We start from the raw sequence: 15,863 nt of genomic DNA on the forward strand, positions 1-15,863 counted from the left end.
AACTCCAGCAGAAGCGCTTGACGAGCTGCTGTCACGAATGAAAACACTTGGTGTTGCGACCACCGCTTGAGCCCGCCGGATGCCTCGGCTGAACCTGTGGTACCTGCCGCCTGCATTTTTTTCGCAGGCGGGCCATGGGTGCGGCCAGCGCCCGGCATTCCCCGCGCCCTCTGCATGCTCGCGAGGGACGAACTGATCGCAGACCTCGGGCATCAGATGCCGCGAGAACGCGCTGACATGTCGTCGCCTGCGGCCGCTGTTTGAACCGTGAATCCGCCTCGCACACCGCCGTCGTCCCGGACAAGCTGCGACGCGCGCCAGCGCGGCGCAGATCCGGCACCCATACGCCGCAGCCGACTTGAGGCGGGAGGTGTCAGCGGCCAGCCTGCCCCAAACTGCTCCCTGGGGTTATGGATCCCGGCGTTCGCCGGGATGACAGTGGAGATTCTGGCGGCGGTCTCGGGCCGCCAACCGCGCCTCGCCATGACGCCCCGCGCACACCTCCCCTAAACCCGCTATGGTGGGCGCGAAAACCTCGATTCCACTGGTGCCCCATGCTGCGGATCTCCCGCGACCTCGCCATCAACGAAGACGACATCGAGATCTCGTTCGTCCGCGCCTCCGGCCCCGGCGGCCAGAACGTCAACAAGCTGTCGACCTCGGCGCAGCTGCGCTTCGACACGACCCGGATCACCCTGCCCGAGGACGCCGCCGCACGGCTGGCGCGGCTCGCTGGACAGCGCATGACCAAGAACGGCGTCATCGTCATCCAGGCCGAACGCTTCCGCACCCAGGAGCGCAACAAGGCCGATGCGATCGAGCGTCTCGTCACGCTGTTGAAGGAGGCGATGATCCGGCCGAAGGTGCGGCGCCCGACCAAGCCGACCTTCGGCTCCAAGCAGCGCCGGCTCGAAGGCAAGAAGATCCGCAGCGATGTCAAGGCGGGACGCGGCGGGCGCCGCTTCGACGATTAGTCCGCAACGCTGACATATCCTGCGACTGGACAAGTCCTGCGCACGCTTTGTTCCGGCCGAAACAGCCCGCTACTACCACGGCGCTCTCGCTGCCACCTAGTCTCATCAAAAATGATGAGAGAGGATCGATGTCGAGACGGCGTACGGCGCAAGAGCTGCTGATTGTTTTTGGACTAGGATGGTGCGGCGCAGTCCTGAGCACCACGATTGCATCGGCGCAGATGGCCTTGCCGTCGCCCAAGCCTGCCGACGGCGCGACCTTGTTCAAGCAGCAATGCGGCGTCTGCCATACGCTGAGCAGCGCCGAGCCGATGCGCCAGGGGCCGCCGCTGTCGAAGGTCGTCGGCCGCCGCGCCGGCTCCGTCGAAGGCTTCCGCTATTCGGCCGGCTTCGCGAAAGCTGATTTCACCTGGGACGAGACCAAGCTCGATGCCTGGCTGACCAACCCGCAAGAGCTGATCCCCGGCGCCGTGATGGCGTATCGCCAGGCCAAGCCCGACGTGCGCGCCGCGATCATCAACTACCTGAAGGACAATTGAGATGGCCAAACCCGTTCATTCCATGATCCGCGTGCTCGACGAGGCCAAGGCGCTCGACTTCTACAAGCGCGCCTTCGGCCTGGAGATATCAGACAATCTGCGCTTCGACGGCTTCGCGCTGATCTATCTGCGCCATCCGTCGTCGCCCTTCGAGGTCGAGCTCACCGTCAACTACGACCGCAAGGAGCCGTATACGCTCGGTGACGGCTACGGCCATCTCGCTGTCGTGGTCGACGATCTCGATGCCGAGCATGCCCGTTTCGAGCGCGAGAACCTGGCACCAGGCCCGTTGCGCGATTTCAAGCACAATGGTGCGACACTCGCGCGCTTCTTCTTCGTCACAGATCCCGACGGCTACAAGATCGAGGTCATCCAGCGCGGCGGCCGCTTCGGATGAGCCGCTGACCACGAAAATACACCAAACAAAAAACCAACGGAGGATACCCATGAGAGAAGTCGATCGCCGCAACAAATACGACCGCCGCGTCTTTCTCAAGGGCGCGGCCTCGACCGTGCCGGCCGCAGCCGTGGCTTCCGCGACCGGCCTTGGCATTGCCGATGCCTGGGCGGAGGATGCCAAGGCGCTGACGCCGGCGACGCTGAAGACGCTGGTGAAGGTCGCGCGCGACATCTATCCGCACGACTTCCTCGCCGACCGCTACTACATCACCGCGGTCAAGCCGTGGGACGGTAAGGCCGCGGAGGATGCCGCCGTGAAGGCAATGATCAATGACGGCGTCGCCCGGCTCGACCAGGACGCGCGTGACCGCCACAAGGTGCCTTACGCTCAGGTGCCGTGGGAGGCCGACCGCGTCGCGCTGCTCCAGGGCATCGAGCAGACGACCTTCTTCAAGACGCTCCGCGGCGACCTCGTGGTGTCGCTCTACAATCAGAAGGAGCTCTGGCCGAAGTTCGGCTACGAGGGCTCCTCCGCCGAGCATGGCGGCTACATCAACCGTGGCTTCTCCGACATCGACTGGCTGCCGAAAGCCTGACGCCGGCGAACAACAGAAAACACGGAGGAAACCACCATGGCAAAATTCGACCAGAACGATTCAAGCGTCGTCGTCATCATCGGCTCGGGAGCCGGCGGCGGCACGCTCGGCAACGAGCTCGCGCAGAAGGGCATCAAGGTCGTCATTCTCGAGGCGGGCAATCGCTACGAGATTCCCGACTTCATCAACGACGAATGGGAGAGCTTCACCCAGCTCGCCTGGACCGACATGCGCACGACATCCGGGACCTGGCGCGTGGCGAAGGACTTCGCCAACCTGCCGGCCTGGATCGTCAAGGCGGTCGGCGGCTCGACCGTGCACTGGGCCGGCGCCTCGCTGCGCTTCGATGAGCACGAGTTCAAGGCCCGCACCACCTATGGCGCGCTGCCCGGCGCGAGCCTGTTGGACTGGCCGGTGACGCTCGCCGAAATGGAACCGTGGTACGCCAAGGCCGAGTTCAAGATGGGCGTCACCCGCACCAACGACATTCCGGGCCTACCCGGCAACAACAATTTCAAGGTGCTCGAAGCCGGCGCCCGGAAGATCGGCTACAAGACCGTGCACACCGGCAACATGGCGATCAACTCGCAGCCGCGCGACGGCCGCGGCGCCTGCCAGCAGATCGGCTTCTGCTTCCAGGGCTGCAAGTCCGGTGCGAAATGGTCGACCCTGTACACCGAGATCCCGAAGGGCGAGGCCACCGGCAATCTCGAGGTGCGGCCCAACAGCATGGCGATCAAGATCGAGCATGACGCCTCGGGCAAGGTCACCGGCGTGGTCTATGCCGACGGTCAGGGCAAGATGCAGTTGCAGAAGGCCCGTATCGTCGCCGTCGCCGGCAACTCGATCGAGAGCCCGCGGCTTCTGCTCAACAGCGCCTCGAACATGTTCCCGGATGGACTTGCCAACTCCTCCGGCCAGGTGGGGCGCAACTACATGCGGCACATGACCGGCAGCGTCTATGCGACGTTCGAGAACCCGGTGCACATGTATCGCGGGACCACCATGGCCGGCATCGTCCGCGACGAGGCGGCGTTCAATCCGAAGCGCGGCTTCGTCGGCGGCTACGAGATGGAGACGCTCTCGCTCGGCCTGCCGTTCATGGCCGCGTTCCTCAATCCCGGCGCCTGGGGCCGCAGCTTCACGGCGGCGATGGAGACCTATCCGCGCATGGCCGGCATGTGGCTGGTCGGCGAGGACATGCCGCAGGAGACCAACCGCATCACGCTCGATCCTGTCGCCAAGGACAAGTTCGGCATGCCGGTCGCCTCAGTGCATTTCGACGATCATCCCAACGACGTCGCGATGCGCGCCCACGCCTACAAGCAGGGCTCGGCGATCTACGAGGCGGTCGGCGCCACCGTGACCTACCCGACCACGCCCTACCCCTCGACGCACAATCTCGGCACCAACCGGATGAGCGAGAAGGCCAAGGACGGCGTCGTCAACAAGTTCGGCCAGACCCACGACGTCAAGAACCTGTTCGTCTCCGACGGCAGCCAGTTCACTACGGGAGCGGCATGCAACCCGACGCTCACCATCGTGGCGCTGGCGATCCGCCAGGCGGACTACATTGCTGGCGCGATGCAGAAGAAGGAGATCTGATGGGCAAGTCCTTGCTGTGTTGAGTACACGGCTTGCGACGATGACGGTCAGCGCCTCCCCCGCTCGCGGGGGAGGTCGCATCGCATCGAAGATGCGATGCGGGTGGGGGAACGCTGCGGCGGGACTGCCGCTGTGGCGCCCCCACCCTCGCCCTCCCCCGCAAGCGGGGGAGGGAGACAAGACAGCGGGGCCGTGGCTACTCGGCCGCGTCCATGATCGCCGCCGCGGTAAATTCCGGCAGCGTCGCAGTCGCCTTTGCCCGATAGATCAGACAGGAGCAGCGCAGCAGCGACGCAAAATTCTTCACCTCGCCGTGATGGTCGAGCACCTCGGCGTACAGCGTGGTCACGAACTTGGCGAGGCTCATGCCTTCCTTGGCGGCGATCTCCTCGAGCGTGTCCCAGAACGCCATTTCGAGCCGGATCGACGTGCTATGGCCGCCGATCCGCAACGAGCGGGTCTGCGACTCATAATCGCGCTGAGGCTGGTGTGCGAACAGATGGCACATGGGCTTCCTCCGGCTGATCGTTATTTTTGCGAAACGATATACTGGCCCCGCCCGCCTCACAATCCCGTTGGAGAAGGTTGCTTTTCTCTGCCGCAGCGCATGAAAAAAGCTATTCTCACCCCACATTTGCAACGTGACCGCCGCAGCGCCGCGCGCCTTCAATATCCAAGCCAGCCAGCTTTCAAGTTCGTTCGCACCATGCCCGTCCGCCAGCTTCCCGAACAGATCGTCAACCGCATCGCCGCCGGCGAGGTGGTTGAGCGGCCGGCGAGCGTCGTCAAGGAGCTGGTCGAGAACGCGATCGATGCCGGCGCGAGCCGCATCGACATCTTCACCGACGGTGGCGGCCGGCGAAAGATCGCGATCACCGACGACGGTGGCGGCATGACGGCGGCCGATCTTGCGCTCGCGGTCGAGCGCCACGCGACATCGAAGCTCGACGACGAGGACCTGCTGCAGATCCGCACCCTCGGGTTCCGCGGCGAGGCGCTGCCCTCGATCGGCTCGGTGGCGCGGCTGTCGATCACGACGCGGCACAGGAGCGAGCCGCATGCCTGGGCGCTCGCGGTCGATTGCGGCGACAAGTCGCCGATCGTGCCGGCCGCGCTGAACCAGGGCACCCGCGTCGAGGTCGCCGATCTCTTCCACGCCACGCCGGCCCGGCTGAAGTTCCTCAAGACCGACCGCACCGAGGCCGAGGCGATCCGCGAGGTGGTGCGGCGGCTGGCGATGGCGCGGCCCGACATCGCCTTCACGCTCGCCGGCGAGGAGCGCGCGCCGGTGACCTGGGCCGCCGCGCTGCCCGGCGCGCCGGGCCAGCTGACGCGGCTCGGCGACATCCTCGGCGCCGACTTCCGCAGCCATGCGATCGCCGTGCGCAGCGAGCGCGATCATGTCGTGGTCGAAGGCTTCGCAGCGGCCCCGGCGCTGACGCGCGCCAATGCGCTTGGGCAGTATCTGTTCGTCAACGGCCGCCCGGTGCGCGACAAGCTGATCCTCGGCGCCGTGCGCGCAGCCTACGCCGACTATCTGCCGCGCGACCGCCATCCTGTCGTGGCGCTGTTCGTCACACTCGATCCGCGCGAGGTCGACGCCAACGTGCATCCGGCCAAGACCGAGGTGCGCTTTCGCAATGCCGGCCTGGTGCGCGCGCTGATCATCCACGCGTTGAAGGAAGGTCTCGCCCGCGAAGGCCGCCGCACCGCGGCCAATGACGGCGGCGCGACCATCGCCGCGTTCCGCCCGGCCTTCGCGCCACCGCGGCCCAACGTCGGTCCGATGAATTGGGACTGGCAGCGCTCGCCGTCGGCGCCGGTGATGCCGCATTTCGGCGGCTCCGTCCCTGCGGCGGCGCCCTCACCAGATCTCGGGTCGTTCGGGCTTGCGGAATCCTCTCAAGCGGCCTTCGACGTCGGCACGCCCCGCGCCGATCTTCGTCTGCACGAGCAGCCGGCCGCGCCCGACCTGCTCGACCGTCCGCTCGGCGCTGCGCGCACCCAGATCCACGACACCTACATCGTGGCGCAGACCCGCGACGGCCTCGTCATCGTCGACCAGCACGCCGCCCATGAGCGCATCGTCTATGAGCGGCTCAAGGCCTCGCTCGCGGCGCATGGTGTGCAGCGGCAGATCCTGCTGATCCCGGACATCGTCGAGCTCGATGAAGCCACCGTCGAGACGCTGCTCGCGCGGACTGATGAGCTTGCCTCATTCGGCCTCGCGATCGAATCGTTCGGTCCCGGCGCGGTCGCGGTGCGCGAGACGCCGTCGCTGCTCGGCAAGATCAATGCGGCGGGGCTGCTGCGCGATCTCGCCGAGCACATGGAGGAATGGGGCGAGGCGCTGCCGCTGGAGCGCCGCCTGATGCACGTCGCCGCTACCATGGCCTGCCACGGCTCGGTGCGCGCCGGCCGCCGCCTCAAGCCGGAAGAGATGAATGCGCTGCTCCGCGAGATGGAGGACACGCCCAACTCCGGCCAGTGCAATCACGGCCGCCCGACCTATGTCGAGCTCAAGCTCGCCGATGTCGAGAAGCTGTTCGGGAGGAGATAGCGCCGACGCCCTCCGCAACGAGCCATTCGCAAGGATCAAGCGCCACGCAAGAACACGAACTCGGTGTCGTCATAGGCGCGACGCTCGAGCTCTTCGAACCCCTCGGGCGCCTTGAACGCGGCGGCCTTGGACTCTTCCACCACGAGCAGCGCCGATGGCACCAGCCAGCCGCCGTCGCGCAACGAGGCCAACGCCTTCTCGGCCAGACCCTTGCCATAGGGCGGATCGAGAAACACCAGCGAGAACGGCTCGACCGGGCGCGCCGGACCGAGATTGGTGGCATCGCGGCGGTAGACCTTGGTGACACCGCCGAGGCCGAGCGCCTCGACATTGTTGCGCAGCAGCGCCCTTGCCTCGGCGCCGTTGTCGACGAACAGCGTGAACGCTGCGCCACGCGAGGCCGCCTCGATGCCGAGCGCACCGGTGCCGGCAAACAGGTCGAGGACGCGTGCGCCCTCGATCGGATCCTCGTAGGCGTGCACGAGGATGTTGAACAGCGCCTCGCGCAGCCGGTCCTGCGTCGGCCGTATGTCGCGCGAGGCGGGCGAGGCGATGTTGCGGCCCTTCAGCCGTCCACCGACGACACGCATCGCACCACCCTACTCGTCCTGCGGCGTGATATCGCGCTTGCCGTGATAGCCGCGCTTCGGCCGCCGCGGCGGCCCGGGAAAGCGCGCCTCGGCCTCGTGGCGCTCGCGTGCCTCTTCGCTGCCTGTGCGCTGGACCAGCACGCGCCGGCCCTTGCGGTCGGCGACGACCTCGCGCTTCGGCTTGGGCTTCGGATCCGGCAACGGCTCGCGATTACCCTTGCCGGCCGGACCGAGATCGGCGCCCGACTGCGCGATGACCTTCTCGCCGAGCTGCTCGCGCAGCACCCGCGTCTTAACCTCCTGCACCTCGCCCTCGGGCAGCTCCAGGAGCTGGAACGGACCGTAGGAGACGCGGATCAGGCGGTTCACCTCGAGGCCGAGATGGGCGAGCACGTTGCGCACCTCGCGGTTCTTCCCTTCGCGGATCGCAACGACCAGCCAGACATTGGCGCCCTGGTCGCGCTCCAGCGTCGCTTCGATCGGGCCGTATTTCACGCCGTCGACCTCGACGCCTGCAGCGAGCTGGTCGAGCTGCGCCTGCGTAATCTCGCCATGGGCGCGGACACGATAGCGGCGTGTCCAGCCGGTGTCCGGCAGTTCGAGCACGCGCGCCAGCCCGCCGTCATTGGTGAGCAGCAGCAGCCCCTCGGTATTGAAATCGAGCCGGCCGATCGAGATCAGGCGCGGCAGCCCTTCCGGCAGATTGTCGAACACGGTCGGGCGCCCCTCGGGGTCGCTGTGCGTCGTCATCAGCCCGCGCGGCTTGTGGTACAAAAACAGCCGCGTGCGCTCACGCTCCGGCAACGGCGCGCCGTCGACCTGGATCACGTCGTTCTCGGTGACGTCGAGCGCCGGTGAGTTGATGATGCGGCCGTTCACGGTGACGCGGCCCTGCGTCACCATCTCCTCGGCATCACGGCGCGAGGCGAGGCCGGCACGCGCCAGCACCTTGGCGATGCGCTCGCCAGCCTTGCCGGGCTTCGGCGCCTCGTCGGGCACGACGCGCTTGGTACGCTTGTCGGTCTCAGGCTTGCGCTCGCGGTACGGACCGCGGCCGCCGAACGCCGGACGCTTGGCGAAGACCCGGCTCTCGTCCTCATTGTCGCGGCGCGGCCGGTCGGCGAAATCACCGCCGCGACCCTCGCCGCGCGGATGCTCCTGCCACTCGCTGCGGCCTTCGGGGCGTTGACGCGGGCGATCGGACTTCCGGTCGTCGCCGCGATCGCGCGGCCGGTCGAATTTCGGACGGTCGGATGTGGGCCGGTCGAACTTGGGACGGTCCCCGCGCGGCCGATCGGAGGCGGAACGGTCGAACTTCGGACGGTCGAAGCTGCGCGCACCATCGCGGGGCGGGCGGGCGCTGCGCTCCGGTCGATCGCCGCCCTCACGCTTCTGCCACGGCTTGGACTCGCCGCGGGCCGGACGGTCGCCGAATTCCTTGCGCGGACCGCGCGGGCCGGCACCGAACTTGCGCTGGCCGCGATCGCCGTCAGCTCCGCGGGAAAATGTCTTCTCGCCGCCGAACTTCCGCTCCGGCCGATCGCCACGCGGCGGCCGGTCACCGAAGCTGCGCTCGGTGCGCGGACGGTCGCCGCGATCGCGGGCGCCCCCGCTGCGCGGCGTATAGGGGCGCTTCTCACCGTCGCGCTCGCGTGGCGCGTAGGGCTTGCGTTCGCCGAACTTGCGCTCGGAGGATCGCGTCGCCGGACGGGCCTCGTCGCGATCGGCGCGCGGCGCGTAGGGACGCTTGCTGCCGCCACCCGCGTCACGGTCGAATTTCGGCCGGTCGCCGCGCGGCTTGAAGGCGCGCTTCTCGCCGTTCTCACCCCGCGGCGGACGCGCGGCAAACGGACGGTCGCCGCGCGGACGCTCATCGCGGTTAAAGCGCGGCTTTTCGCCAAAGGATTTGCGCGGCGCATCGCCGTCGTCGCGGCGGCGCGGTGCACGGCCCTCGTCGAACGAGCGCTTGCCCTTGGGCCCCGCCGCCTTGTCGCCGAAGCCGCGTTTGGCGAACTTCTTCTCCGGGCCCCGCGCGGCGCCCGAGCGTCCCTTAGTCCCTTCGGAACGCCCCCGCGGGGCGCCGCCGCGGCGGCCGCGGGAATCGTTGTCTTTGTCGGTGTCGCGGGGCATGAAAGTCTCACTTTGAGGTGCGGGACGTCGCGTGGTACGCGCGCTCTGAGCAGCGCCTGTCACGCGGGAAATCGAGGTCCGGTTTTGCTGAAGGGCGATGCAGTACCAGACTTATCCGGGCATTACGAGCCATGAACGCTCCTTCTTTCATGGATCTGGCGTTGAAAGCGGCCGAATCGGCCGCAATTTCCGGCGAGGTGCCGATCGGCTGCGTCGTGGTGCGGGACAACGTGGTCATCGCCACCGCCGCCAACCGCACTCTGACCGACCGCGACCCCACCGCCCATGCCGAGGTCCTGGCGCTGCGCCAAGCCGCGCAGGCGATCGGCAGCGAACGGCTGGTCGATTGCGACCTCTACGTCACGCTGGAACCGTGCACGATGTGCGCTGGCGCCATCTCCTTCGCCCGCATCCGCCGGCTGTATTATGGGGCCGCCGATCCCAAGGGCGGCGCCGTCGAATCCGGCGTGCGGTTCTTCTGCCAGCCCACCTGCCACCACGCGCCGGAGGTCTACTCGGCCGTCGGCGAGCAGCAGGCGTCGCAGATGCTGAAGGACTTCTTCAAGGCGCGGCGCTGACGAGACCTCGCCCCGGCCGCATCATTCGCGAAAGCGGATGTGGATGGGAAGGCCGCTGACCCCGCTCATGAACGGCGACTCGACCCGGCGCACCCGTCCGGCGAGCGCGATATGCGACGTACGACGGAGCAGCTCCGCGAACATCGCACGCATCTGCATCCGCGCCAGCTGCAGCCCCATGCAGACATGCGGGCCGCGGCCGAAGGCGATATGCGGATTCGGACTGCGATCGATCCGGAACGTGCCGGCCTCGTCGAACATGGCTTCGTCGCGGTTGCCGGAATGGAAGAACAAGGCCAGCGCCTCGCCCTCGCGAATGACCTGGCCGGCGACCTCGGTGTCGCCGACCGCCGTCCGCATGAAATGGCGCACCGGCGTGGTCCAGCGCAGCATCTCCTCGATCGCCGGATCGAGCAGCTCAGGCTCGGCGCGCAACCGCTCGAGCTGGCCCGGGTCCGCGAGCAGCGCCTCGAGCCCGCCGGCCAAAGCGAGCGAGGTGGTGTCGTGGCCGGCCGTCACCAGCAGGATGAAATAGGAGATCAGCTCGTAATGCGGCATTGCGGCGCCATGCGGCGCGCTCTCCGCGATCAGGCTGGCGAGATCGTCGCGCGGGCTGGCGCGGCGGTCGGCGACCACGGCTTCGAAGTAGTCGCGGAGCGCCAGCATGGCCATGCGCATGGTGTCGCCGGGCGCCTCGGCAAAACGCCGCTGCGGATCCTCGGCGGCCACGAACGCCTGGGCGAGCCGGGCAAGCCGTGCGTCATCGGCTTCGGGCGTGCCCAGCATGCGACCGATGACGCGGAAGGTGAAAGGCAGCGCGACGTCGCGTGCGAAATCGCAAGCATCACCGCGCACGGCAACACGGTCGAGGATCTCGGAGGCCCATTGCGTCAGCCAGCTCTCCATCGCGCGCAGAGCCGGCGGCGCGAAGGCGCCCTGGATGACCGCGCGATAGGCGGCGTGATCCGGGGCATCCATCTCGGTGAGGCTGCGGACGGCCTGCGGCTTGCCGGTGACCCGCTGCAGCACGGCCTCCGAGGCTTCGCTGGCAAGATAGGTGCGGGGTCCCGCAGCGAAATCCCTGCTCCGCGTCTCGATCGCAACGATGTCGGCGTAGCGCGTGACGGCCCAGAACGGACGCACGCCCGGGCGCTCGACCCAGTGCAGCGGCGCATGCTGGCGCAACAGTGCGCAGGCCCGTTCAAGCCGCAAGGGGCTGGCGTGACCTTTCGAGGAGATCAGCACATCCACCGCGCGCGCGATCGCGGCAGCGTGTCGACCGGGCTTGGATGAGAGCAACGGAGCTGCGGACATCAGTGCGACGGATCGCCGTCCGAGACGGCCGCCTCGGGTCTGCGGCGCACCAGCAGGGTGAACTCCTTCATGCCGTAACCGCCGATGACCTCGACCGGCGCGGCAAACTCGCGCTCACAATGGGCCGCCCAGATCTCCGGCGTGGTCCGGTACAGCCGCGCCGTCGCGGCATCGGAGGCCTCGTCATCGTCACCGTGGGCCCGCATGAAGTTGACGCCGAAGCCGCGGCGGCTGGTGGCGAACATCTGCCGCAACAGGCCCTTGATGTAACTCTCCCAGGCCTGGCGCGGATAGCCGACATTGACGTTCATGATGCCGGACGCGACCGAGTAGTCGGCGATGCGCGGGCTCTCCGCGGCAACGACGAAACGCCGCTGCGGGCCAGCAAAGCGCCGACGGGCGCGGCTGATCATGGCGCGCGACAGATCGATGCCGAGATAGTCGATCTCGCAGGTCGGATAGCGTGCAGCCAGAAACGGCACCAGCGCGCCATAGCCACAGCCGATGTCGTTGAGGCTGAACGGCGCCGACGCATCGCACAGCTTCATCAGCTGCACGAAGCGCAGGCCCTGCGTCGCCTCGCATGACCAGTCGACGCCCCGCGGCGTCGCGCCATGACGCGCGACGCATGCGGTGTAGTAGGCATCGACGTCGGAGCAAATGGCCTGAATAGAAGGAGCCTTTTGTCCGGCGCCGTCGCCTGCGGTCAGGCTCATTTTTTGCCGCGCTTCTGAACACGCCTGGTGCGAGCAACTTCGGCCAGGTTCTGACGCGCCTCTCGTCCGGGAGTGGTCGGTATCGAAACGATCACATGCGTTTCGAGCGAGAACACGACCGGACGGCCTTGCGTAACCGTCACCCGAGGATCGTCCGCTGCCGAATGGCAGACAATCGAAACAGGAAGCGGCTTCTCGGATTCCAGGTCGTCCTTGAACGCCCGGATGACACGGTCGTGACCATTCACGCCATCAAGATCGGAGGGATAGGTCCTGAGGTGTTCCAAGAAACGGTACCACCGGCGACGCTCAGTCCAATCCTGCGGCACGATCCCCAGCAAAGCGAACGATTGCTGCAAGTCATGCTGCAGTGAAAAAACTCCAAACTCGCGCTGCAGCTCGACCATTTCCGGCAAAGCTTCAGCCTCGAAACGCCTGTTCAACTGCACAAGAATATCGAGCGTAGTACTGTCTTTAATCATCATCCCCATGCGCCCAGCCTCCTAATAATGCTTCATGGAAAGCGGGCATACTGCACGGGTCATCTAGTACCTTCAAGAGAGGATCGGCACGCTATCAACATGGGTTTGTAGACCTCGGCACCCGAGACTTCCAGCAGGCGCTCGGCGTCGAGCAGCGATCCGACAGCTTCTGCGTCGTTCCGAAAATCGGAGTCGGACGAACTGATCAAACATCGCAGCAGCACCGCGTGGAGTTCACCGATCCTATCCGTCCTGCGTCGGGCGATGACGCTGGCTTCCTCAGCAACGTCGCGTGCACCACGGAGGTCTCCTGCGCGATAAAGGACGTCAGCCAGATCGCTCATCATGCGCGCTTCGAACTCGAGACCTGCCCTGGCGCGCCTCGAGTACTCGATCGCTTCCCTGAGATCATACGCGGCGTGAGTGAAATCGCCTGCAGCCGCCCGAGCAAGACCAGCCCCTGCCAACGCCTGCACCCGAATGTACGGCATGCCCGACGCTTCAGCGATCTGAAGCAGCTCGGCCGAGTGCAGAGCTGCGGCCTCAGCACGACCTTGCCATCGAGCAAATTCGACAGCGGCAAAGTGCGGGATAAAACGGACCACCGGAGCCAACTGTTCGGGAGGGGTATTCAACAATTCGAAAAGCTGAATTTCGAGCTCAGCGAAACAGCCGAGCTGGACCAGGATTCGCGTCCTGAGGCACTTGATCCAATATTCAACATCGAATCCCAGGATCTGATTTGGCGTCAGCCCCAGAGTCACACTACTGTCAAAACCACCTTGGTTAGCGATCGTCGCCTGCGCCGTGTTCGCCGCTGCTAGCGCGTCTCGTGCTCTCCCCGACAGCAGAAGCGCCTGCGCCAGCATGGCGTTGACGGTCGCATAGCGGCCGACATCGCCCTCCTCCGAGGTCAGCTTGACCGCATTCTGCACGAGGTTGACGTAGTCGTCGGCTGCGCCGGTCGAGGCGAGGACGCGGCCGTAAGCGCCGAGCAGGATCGGCTCGTGCATCTTGTCCGAGGAGCGCGCATAGCGCAGCGCCTCCTCGGCGAAAGGCCTCACCTCCTCGGCCGAGATGCCCTCCCGCCATCCGCAATTGAGGATCTGGCCGCTGGCAAGCGCCCTGAGGCGATCGACGTGCTCGGATGGCGGCACCGTCTGCAGCATGGAGCGGATCTTTTTCCAAAGCCGCAGTGCCTCGGCCGTATTGGTGCGGCCGATCCAGCGCGCCGCGCGCTGCAGATGCTCGACTGCCTGCATGGTCTGGCCGGCGAATTCGTAGTGCGAGGCGATCAGGGCGGCGAACTCGTCCTGCGTGCCCCAATCCAGCGCCTCGATCGCCTTGGCCACGGCCACGTGTACGCCGCTCAGGCGCGAGCGCAGCTGCATGGCATAGGCCACCTCCTGGATCAGCGGATGGCGGAAGGCGAGCACGCCCATGTCGAACGGCGGCAGATCATAGAGAAGATCGGCATGCCTCAGTTGTGCGAGCGCGTCGAACAGGTCCGCCTCGCTGAGCCCGACGACCGGCTTGAGCACGGCGAGCGCGACCGAGCGGCCGATCACAGCCGCTGTTTCCAGGACGCTCTTGGCGGTCTCGCTCAGACGGTCGATGCGGGCCGCTACCACGGCATGCACCGTCGGCGGCAGCGGAATCGGGCCGATCCCGCCCTTCAGCCGATAGGCGCCGCGCTCACCCTCGAACCCGCCGCTCTCCGAGACCGCGCTCGCCAGCTCCTCGAGGAAGAAGGGATTGCCCTGCGCACGCTCGATGATGTCGCCGACCAGCGTCTCGAGCGATGCGTCGTCGCCGAAGACGCCGCGCAGCAGTTTGCGCGCCTCGGCGGATGCGAGCGGCACGATGTGCAGCTCGTGAAACGGAGCCCGCTGCATGAAGGACGCGGCAAAACCAGGCCTGTAGTTCACGACCAGCAGCGTCTTGGTGCCGATCGAGGCCTCCGCGAGCGCCTCGACGAACTCCTCGCTGGCCTCGTCGAGCCAATGCAGGTCCTCGATCATGATCACCACGGCGCCATCCGCCGGCGCCGAGCGGAACAACGTCTTGAACACGTTGAGGAGACGCGTCTTGAACACGCCCGGATCGAGCCGAAGCGCAGGACGAGACGGATCGGCAAGGCTCATGAAGTCCAGCAGCAGCACCAGCGCCGTATCGGGAATGCCGAGGGCCTCGAGTCTGTCGACCACGCGCTGTCGCGACACCTCGACGGGCTCCTTCGCCCGGATGCCGAAGAAGTCGCGCAACAATTCGAGCACCGGCTGGAACGGGGTGGCGCGGCCATGTGCCAGCACGCGCGCCTCGTAGACGCGAATGCCCTGGCGGCGACAGTGCTCGGCGAACTCGAAGCACAGCCGGCTCTTGCCGATGCCGGCCTCGCCGACGATGCCGACCACAGCGCCACGCGCCGCCAGGACGTCGTCGAGCTCGCGTTCGAGCACCGCAAGCTGAGCGTTGCGCCCGATCAGCGGCAACAGGCGTTGGCCGCTGCGGAAGACGTCGCTCGCCGGCGCGTTCAGGCGGCCGATCAGCTTGTAGATCGACACCGGCGAGGCAATGCCGCGCAGCGTGCGGGTGCCGAGCGGCTCGGCTTCGACGAACTGCCTGGCGCCGGTGTAGGTCTCCTTGCTGATGAGGATGGTCCCTGGCTCGGCCATGTGCTCCAGACGATTGGCCAGATGCACGTTGGCGCCGGCCGCATCGTAGGTCTGGTACATGCTGTTCTCGACGACCTGGACGATCACCTCGCCGGTGTGCAGTCCGACGCGGACCTGCAGATGCGGATCCGCCAGGCGGGCGATCGAGTCCTGCATCGCGAGCGCACCGAGGCAGCCACGCACGGCGTGATCCTCGTGCGGCACCGGCGCGCCGAACAGGGCCATGACGCCGTCGCCCTGTGTCTTGTTGACGACGCCGTCATAGCGGTGGACGGCCTCTTTCATGAGGTTGAGGACCGGATCGAGCCGTTGCATCGCGAGTTCGGGATCGCCGAGACTATCGATGAGCTGGGTCGAGTCGCGAATGTCGGCAAACAGGATGGTGAGTCGCTTGCGCTCACCGCCCTTGCTGCTCAGGGTCCGTAGCACCCGCTGGGCGTTCTGATCCGGCTGAGCCAGCCGGCCCGGCAACGGCGCGCCGCATTGGCCGCAGAAGCGATTCGACGGGCTGTTGGTCTGGTTGCACGCCTCACATCTGAGGCTGAGCGGCTCGCCGCACCGGTCGCACGAGGCTCTCCCGGGCTGATTCTGCCTGCCGCACCGCGCGCATTCCATGGCCCCTCCGTTCCACGGCGGAACTGATTCATCCCATCACGGCATGAGTCTATGGAACTGCCACAATTCTCGCGGGAAAAATAGCCTTGC

General features: G+C 66.7%; 14 protein-coding genes. 7 read left to right on the forward strand and 7 right to left on the reverse strand.

All coding sequences use genetic code 11. The features are described 5' to 3' along the window. Nucleotides 1–554: 554 nt before the first annotated feature. The 5 genes from arfB (at nt 555) to QX041_RS33165 (ending at nt 4,113) form a co-directional block, all read left to right on the forward strand. Entirely contained in the window at nt 555–974 is a 420-nt protein-coding gene (gene arfB / locus QX041_RS33145) for an alternative ribosome rescue aminoacyl-tRNA hydrolase ArfB (RefSeq protein ID WP_315716703.1), read from the forward strand. Nucleotides 975–1,195: 221 nt separating this feature from the next. Next, nucleotides 1,196–1,513, forward strand: a complete 318-nt coding sequence (locus QX041_RS33150) for a c-type cytochrome (protein WP_315716717.1) — start codon at nt 1,196–1,198, stop codon at nt 1,511–1,513. Between the two features lies 1 nt (nt 1,514). Next, nucleotides 1,515–1,910: a VOC family protein gene (locus QX041_RS33155; RefSeq protein ID WP_315716702.1), complete on the forward strand. Its 396-nt coding sequence runs from the start codon at nt 1,515–1,517 to the stop codon at nt 1,908–1,910. 49 nt (nt 1,911–1,959) lie between these two features. Further along, nucleotides 1,960–2,508 (forward strand): gluconate 2-dehydrogenase subunit 3 family protein, encoded by a 549-nt coding sequence (locus QX041_RS33160; RefSeq protein WP_315716701.1) that lies wholly within the window; start codon nt 1,960–1,962, stop codon nt 2,506–2,508. 36 nt (nt 2,509–2,544) lie between these two features. Next, complete coding sequence (locus QX041_RS33165) at nt 2,545–4,113, forward strand: GMC family oxidoreductase (protein WP_315716700.1); 1,569 nt, start codon at nt 2,545–2,547, stop codon at nt 4,111–4,113. A 196-nt stretch (nt 4,114–4,309) separates the two neighbouring features. Here QX041_RS33165 and QX041_RS33170 read toward each other — a convergent pair whose 3' ends face one another. Continuing rightward, complete coding sequence (locus tag QX041_RS33170; protein ID WP_315716699.1) at nt 4,310–4,621, reverse strand: ribbon-helix-helix domain-containing protein; 312 nt, start codon at nt 4,619–4,621, stop codon at nt 4,310–4,312. 198 nt (nt 4,622–4,819) lie between these two features. Here QX041_RS33170 and mutL point away from each other — a divergent pair, with 198 nt between their 5' ends. Then, nucleotides 4,820–6,673 (forward strand): DNA mismatch repair endonuclease MutL, encoded by a 1,854-nt coding sequence (mutL, locus tag QX041_RS33175; RefSeq protein ID WP_316168021.1) that lies wholly within the window; start codon nt 4,820–4,822, stop codon nt 6,671–6,673. Nucleotides 6,674–6,708: 35 nt separating this feature from the next. On the opposite strand, the gene rsmD is transcribed toward mutL, so the two are convergent. Next, nucleotides 6,709–7,263, reverse strand: a complete 555-nt coding sequence (gene rsmD, locus QX041_RS33180) for a 16S rRNA (guanine(966)-N(2))-methyltransferase RsmD (RefSeq protein ID WP_316168022.1) — start codon at nt 7,261–7,263, stop codon at nt 6,709–6,711. Between the two features lie 9 nt (nt 7,264–7,272). Beyond that, nucleotides 7,273–9,393 (reverse strand): pseudouridine synthase, encoded by a 2,121-nt coding sequence (locus QX041_RS33185; RefSeq protein WP_316168023.1) that lies wholly within the window; start codon nt 9,391–9,393, stop codon nt 7,273–7,275. A 131-nt stretch (nt 9,394–9,524) separates the two neighbouring features. On the opposite strand from QX041_RS33185, the gene QX041_RS33190 reads away from it, so the two are divergent. Then, nucleotides 9,525–9,971: a nucleoside deaminase gene (locus QX041_RS33190; RefSeq protein ID WP_315716695.1), complete on the forward strand. Its 447-nt coding sequence runs from the start codon at nt 9,525–9,527 to the stop codon at nt 9,969–9,971. A 21-nt stretch (nt 9,972–9,992) separates the two neighbouring features. Here QX041_RS33190 and QX041_RS33195 read toward each other — a convergent pair whose 3' ends face one another. Genes QX041_RS33195 through QX041_RS33210 form a run of 4 tightly spaced genes read right to left on the reverse strand, consistent with a single transcriptional unit; the run spans nt 9,993 to nt 15,773 of the window. Next, nucleotides 9,993–11,285, reverse strand: coding sequence for a cytochrome P450 (locus QX041_RS33195; RefSeq protein WP_316168025.1), 1,293 nt, complete (start codon nt 11,283–11,285; stop codon nt 9,993–9,995). Beyond that, nucleotides 11,285–12,001, reverse strand: coding sequence for a class I SAM-dependent methyltransferase (locus tag QX041_RS33200; protein ID WP_316168026.1), 717 nt, complete (start codon nt 11,999–12,001; stop codon nt 11,285–11,287). The genes QX041_RS33195 and QX041_RS33200 overlap by 1 nt, the downstream gene beginning before the upstream one ends. After that, nucleotides 11,998–12,492 (reverse strand): hypothetical protein, encoded by a 495-nt coding sequence (locus tag QX041_RS33205; protein WP_315825388.1) that lies wholly within the window; start codon nt 12,490–12,492, stop codon nt 11,998–12,000. Before QX041_RS33205 ends, QX041_RS33200 begins: the two co-directional genes overlap by 4 nt. A 50-nt stretch (nt 12,493–12,542) precedes the next feature. Further along, nucleotides 12,543–15,773, reverse strand: coding sequence for an AAA family ATPase (locus QX041_RS33210; RefSeq protein WP_316168027.1), 3,231 nt, complete (start codon nt 15,771–15,773; stop codon nt 12,543–12,545). Nucleotides 15,774–15,863 lie beyond the last annotated feature (90 nt).

This window comes from Bradyrhizobium sp. SZCCHNRI2009 (genome assembly GCF_032485115.1).
Lineage (GTDB): Bacteria > Pseudomonadota > Alphaproteobacteria > Rhizobiales > Xanthobacteraceae > Bradyrhizobium.